This window comes from Paraburkholderia sp., from assembly GCF_035501035.1.
Classification (GTDB): domain Bacteria; phylum Pseudomonadota; class Gammaproteobacteria; order Burkholderiales; family Burkholderiaceae; genus Paraburkholderia.
In genome coordinates, this window is record NZ_DATJWR010000375.1 from 1 (window position 1) to 5,586 (window position 5,586).

Below are 5,586 nucleotides of genomic sequence, written 5' to 3' on the forward strand. Positions count from 1 at the left end.
CCGTGGCGGCACGCGCCTGCCCGTGACCCGATGTGCCAGTCGTGCTGGATCCACCGGGCCCGGGTGTGACGGCATCATCTGCCAGTTGGAGAAACAGAATCGAGATTTGCGCGCCTTCTATCACGTCGCCCGCTTTCAGGCGATTACGAATGTCGATGCGCGCGCCGTGCTCGTCGACGATCTTCTTGACCATCGCAAGCCCGAGTCCTGTTCCTTTGGCTTTGGTTGTCACATAGGGTTCGAACGCGCGCGTGAGGATGCGCGCCGGGAAACCGGGACCGTTGTCCGACACCGTGAGCCGCACCGCCACGCGTGTGCGGCCTTGCGCGTCGGGGTCTCCGTATTCTACGGCGCGCGTCTCGAGCATCACGCGAGGATTCGTGGTGTCTGCGACCGCGTCCTGCGCGTTTTGCAGCAGGTTGTGGATCACCTGGCGCAATTGCGTCGCGTCGCCGCGTATCACCGGCAGATCGGAGAGCTCGACCTTGATCGCACTCTTGCCCTCCTCCGCGCCGTAGAGCGTGAGCACTTCGCTCACGAGCTCGTTCAGCTGCAGGTTCGCGAGCACCGCGGGCGGCGTGCGCGCGTAATCGCGGAAGTCGTCGACCATCTGCTTCATCGCCGCGACCTGGTTCACGATCGTGGTCGCGCCGCGCTTGAGCACTTCGGCGTCCGATGGCGCGAGCTTGTCCGAGAGCTTCATCTGCAGGCGTTCCGCCGAGAGCTGGATCGGCGTGAGCGGGTTCTTGATCTCGTGCGCGAGACGTCGCGCGACCTCGCCCCACGCGACTGAGCGCTGCGCCGAGATCACGTCGGAGATGTCGTCGAACACGACCACGTAGCCCGAAGTCTGCATGTCGCCCGCGTCGCGGCCCGTGTCGGAAACGAGGCGCGCTCCGCGCACGAGCAGCGTGAGCGGATCGGTTTCGCCAGCGATCGGCACCGACACCTGCTGCTGCCAGTGGCCGCGGTCCTCATCGCCGTCGCCGCGCGAGGCCTCCTGGTCGGCAAACGCCTTACGCACCATCGAGCCGAACTCCGAAAGCCCGCCGATGTGATCGAGCGCGACGCCCAGCTGCGTCTGGAACGGCTGACGGAAGATGCGTTCCGCACCGGGGTTCGCCGTGGTCAGGCGGAACTGCCGGTCGAACACGAACACGCCCGCCGTGAGGTTCGCGAGAATACTTTCGAGATACGCCTTCGAATGCTCGAGCGCGATGCGGTTCTTCTCGACGGCCTGGCGCGCTTCGGAAAGCTGGCGCGTCATCGCGTTGAACGACTGCGTGAGAAAGCCCAGCTCGTCGCGCGACTTGATTTCGCGCTTGGGTGTGTAGTCCCCCTCGGTCACTTCCTTCGTGCCCTGCGCGAGCAGGAAGAGCGGTCGTGCGAGCTGGTTGCCGAGCGCGAGCGCCAGCATCATCGCAACGAAGGTGGCGAGAAAGAGCGCAAGCGTGAGCGTGCCGATATACATCTTGCGCAGACCAGTGCGGCCGAGCGCCTTCTCCTGGTACTCGCGATAGGCGCGCTGCACAGCGTCCGCATTGCGCGCGAGTGCGGCCGGCACCGGCTGCTCCAGCTGCAGGAAGCGCTCGACGGGCTGCAGGTCCGTGGTGTTCGCGTCGGGAATGCGCGTGAGCACGCGCAGACGCAGCGCGCCCTTCGGGCCGTGCAGATGCGGATCGCCGTCCACTTCGCCTTCGATCGCCGCATAGCCGCGCCCGCGCGCCTGATCGAGCATGAGCGACGTGGGCAGATCGGAGGGCATGAGCGACGAGAAGTTGCTCGACGCCTGCGCCACCACGTGCATGTCCGGCGTCGCGCCCGACATGCTGCGAACCGGCTCGACGATCATGGCGTCCTGCACGCCGAACTGGTCGCGCGCGCGCAAAAGCGTGAGCGTGGTGCCGGCGGCGTCGCCGCTCGCGATCTGCTCGGCCATCAGGCGCGCCTTCGTCTGCAGGTCGGAGAGCGAGGCGTCGAGCATGCCGCGCCCGAGATTGAGGCCTGCCGTGAGCGCGGTCTCCACGTTCACGTCGAACCATGACTCGATCGAGCGCGAGACGAACTGATACGAGACGATGTAGATGATGCCGCCCGGCACCACGCCCACGAGCGCGAAGAAGAACGCGAGCTTCGCGAGCAGCCGCGTGCCGAACTTTCCGCGCCTCAAGCGCACGACGATCACGATCACGAGGGCCGTGACCACCGACATGAAGATGAGCGCGACGACAATATTGGCCGCATAGAGCCAGCCGTAGTAGCGGTCGAAGAACTCGGTGTTCGCGCTCGCGGCGGCGAGCAGGACGAGCAGCAGCGTCGCGGTGAACGCGACGGTGGAAACGAGCAGCTTGACGACGACGCTGCTGAAGCTGGTGGCGCGGCGCACTTTATCTAGCACGTTCGGTCACCGTGAAGTTGAAGCGCTTCCAGTCGGAAGCGAGGTTCCAGTCGCGGTTGTTCACCGCGTCGATCTGGAACGGCTTGGGCATCAGCGCGACGTCGAGTTGCATGCGCACCGAGGCCGTGTAGGTTTCGCCCAGACGCACCGCGTTGTGATCGATCACGTGCCACGAGGTCACATGCTTGATGACCGCGAGCGCATCCGCGAGCGTCGAGAAGCCGAGCTGCAGGCCACCGCTCGAGACGCGATATTCACGCGTGAGCGGCTGGAACGACAGGCGGATGCTTTGCGAGACGCTCACCGGCTGTTCGTCGAACCAGTACCAGCGCGGACGCGTGAGCTCGAAATCGGTGGTGAAGTAGAGCGGAATGCCCTTGTTGACCGCGTCTTCCAGGCTGCCGTTGAGCTCGAAGTCGAAGCGGGCGTCGAGGCTCCAGCCGTTGCCGTCGGCCTGCAGCGACGCGCGCTGCACCGAGATCGAATCGGCGCGCGCCGGCGCGGCGGCCACAAAGCCGACGACGGCAAGCAGCAGCCAGATCAGGGCCGCGAGCCGCAGCGGAAAGAAGCGTTTGATGATCACCGTTTCTGAAAGCGCGCGTAGAAGAATCCGTCGTGGTCTGCGGTGCGATCGGGAACGGGGCGACAGCTTGCCGGCACTGCGGCAACGCTTTCGGCATCCTGCTGCGCCACGTTGGCTGCGCCGCATTCTGGCTCCCCGGCCGGCGCGCGGTCCGCCGTCGGCAGCAGTTGCCCCGGCGCGTCCAATCGTACCGCATCCGCATGGGTGCTTTCAAACCAGCGCGCCTGCGCCTCGCCCTCCTCGGGGAAAATCGAGCAGGTCACATAAAGCAGCTCGCCGCCCGGCTTCAGGAGCGGCCACAACGCATCGGCGATGCGGCGCTGCTCGCTGACGAGCGCGGCGATATCGCGCTCGCGGCGCAGCCAGCGGATGTCCGGATGGCGACGCACGATGCCCGAAGCCGAGCACGGCACGTCGGCGAGAATGCGATCGAAGAGCTCGCCGTCGTGCCACGCGGCGGGCTCGCCCGCGTCGCCCACCACGATCTTCGCGTGCCGCGACGGGTGCGCGGGATCGTCGTCGGCAAAACCGAGGCGCGCGAAGTTTTCGCCGATGCGCGCGGCGCGGGTGGCGTCGCTTTCCAGCGCGATCAGGTCGATGTCGGCGAGTTCGAGCAGATGGCCGCTCTTGCCGCCTGGCGCCGCACACGCGTCGAGCACGCGCATGCCGTCGCGCACGCCGAGGCACTGCGCGGCCAGTTGGGCGCCGGCGTCCTGCACGGACACGTCGCCGGCCAGGAAGCCGGGAATGCGCTCGACGGGCAGCGGCGCGGCGAGGCGCACAGCGTGCTCGCCGATCTGCGTCGCGGCAATGTTTTCGGCGGCGAGCCGCTGCAGATAGCTGGCCACGCTCGAGCGGCGCGCGTTCACGCGCAGCGTGAGCGGGCCCTGCGTGTTGCCGGAGGCGAGGATCGCCTGCCACTGCGCGGGCCACGCGCTTCGGACCGCATCGATCCACCAGCGCGGATAGTTCCAGTGCGCGATTTCATCGGCCCCTGCGGTGGCGAGCGCCGCATCGCGCTCGCGCAGGAAACCGCGCAGCACCGCGTTGACGAGGCCCTTCGCGAAGGCCATCTCGCGGCGCGCGCCCACGGCGCGCACAGCCTGATCGACGACCGTAAACGGCGTGTAGGCGGCGCTCGCCTCGTCTTCGACGAGCAGTGCCAGCGCGCAGGCAAGCAGGTTCGCGACGGGCGGCGGCGGCGCCTTGCTCACGCGCTGCCGGATCAGCCAGTCGACGATGCCGAGCCTGCGCATCGTGCGGTAGGCGATGTCCTGCACGGCACCGCGCGCGAGCGGCGCGACATCGGCCGGTAACGCGGCGAAAACGCTGGCGAGCGCGGCAGGCAACGCCGCGCCGCCGCGTACCGCGCCGACCGCCTGTGCGGCCAGATCGAGCGCGAAGCCCAGCGAATCGGGGACCAGACGCATGGCATGATGTGCCGCCGCCGCGCCCTGACGGCGCGCTGGCGATACGGAACCCTTTTTGCCGCGGGACGGCGCGGACGGACGCCTGGATGGGCTGGATGTCATGAAGAAACCGGAAGCGGGCCGCAGCGAGCCGCAGCATCAATGGAGCACGAGCGAGCCATTGTAGCGTGGCGAGCGCGCAACACCGCTCAGGTGCACGATCGCAGGCGCTTGCGGATGAGCCGGGTTCACTGTCCTCGATGCAGCTTGGCGTTTCCTGGTGTTTCCTGGCGTCTACTTCGTGGTTTTTGTGTGTGTCGGGCACTACACGTTGGGCGGCCGTGCAAGCCCTCGGCATGTAGACCGCAACGCGGCGGCAATGTGTCGCCCCGCACGTGAATGGTCATAAAAAAACGCCTCCGAAGAGGCGTTTCCCTTTAATTGCGGATTCAACGTCTGCCAGCGGCTATTTCCATCAACCGGCGGATGCGCTCCTCCGTGGACGGGTGCGTGCTGAACAGGTTCTGCAAGCCGCCGCCAGAAAGCGGATTCATGATCATCATCTGCGCCGTGGCCGGATGCTCTTCGGCAGCCGGGAACGGAATGCCCTGCGCGTAGCGGTGGATCTTGTCGAGCGCCGAGGCGAGCGCCTGCGGATCGCCCGAAATCTCCGCGCCGCCGCGGTCCGCCTCGAATTCGCGCGCGCGCGAAATCGCCATCTGGATCAGCGCGCCCGCGATCGGCGCGAGTAGCGCAACCGCAATGCTTGCGACCGGATTCGCAGGGCGGCCGTTCTCGTCACGTCCCCCGAAGATCATCGCGAAATTGGCGAGCGCCGAGATTGCACCGGCCATGGTGGCCGAGATCGTCGAAATCAGAATGTCGCGGTGCTTCACGTGCGCCAGCTCGTGCGCCATCACCCCGCGCATCTCGCGCTCGGACAACACGCGAAGGATGCCGGTGGTCGCCGCCACCGCGGCGTGCTCAGGGTTGCGGCCCGTGGCAAAGGCATTGGGCGCATCTTCATTGATGAGGTAGACGCGCGGCATCGGCAAGCCCGCGCGCGTGGCCAGATCGCGCACCATGCGATAGAACTGCGGCGCCGTGGTCTCGTCGACTTCCTGCGCGTTGTACATGCGCAGAACCATCTTGTCCGAATACCAGTACGAAAAGAAGTTCATGGCGAGCGCGAAGAA

Annotated in this window: 4 protein-coding genes; all 4 read right to left on the reverse strand. The window is 66.8% G+C overall.

The window, feature by feature from the left end; all coding sequences use genetic code 11:
• A partial coding sequence (locus VMJ11_RS27185; protein ID WP_325623559.1) for a PAS domain-containing sensor histidine kinase occupies positions 1 to 2,398 on the reverse strand: 2,398 nt, incomplete at its 3' end.
• Positions 2,388 to 2,981: a DUF4390 domain-containing protein gene (locus VMJ11_RS27190; protein WP_325623561.1), complete on the reverse strand. Its 594-nt coding sequence runs from the start codon at positions 2,979 to 2,981 to the stop codon at positions 2,388 to 2,390. The genes VMJ11_RS27185 and VMJ11_RS27190, both read right to left, overlap by 11 nt.
• Entirely contained in the window at positions 2,978 to 4,513 is a 1,536-nt protein-coding gene (gene rsmB / locus VMJ11_RS27195) for a 16S rRNA (cytosine(967)-C(5))-methyltransferase RsmB (RefSeq protein WP_325623563.1), read from the reverse strand. Before rsmB ends, VMJ11_RS27190 begins: the two co-directional genes overlap by 4 nt.
• A 326-nt stretch (positions 4,514 to 4,839) precedes the next feature.
• The coding region (htpX, locus tag VMJ11_RS27200; protein WP_325623565.1) for a zinc metalloprotease HtpX at positions 4,840 to 5,586 on the reverse strand (747 nt) is incomplete at its 5' end.

What these genes read in the sequence shown, in the direction of transcription:
- rsmB (WP_325623563.1), bottom strand. Translation starts at nt 4,513, where the DNA reads ATGACATCCAGCCCATCCAGGCGTCCGTCCGCGCCGTCCCGCGGCAAA.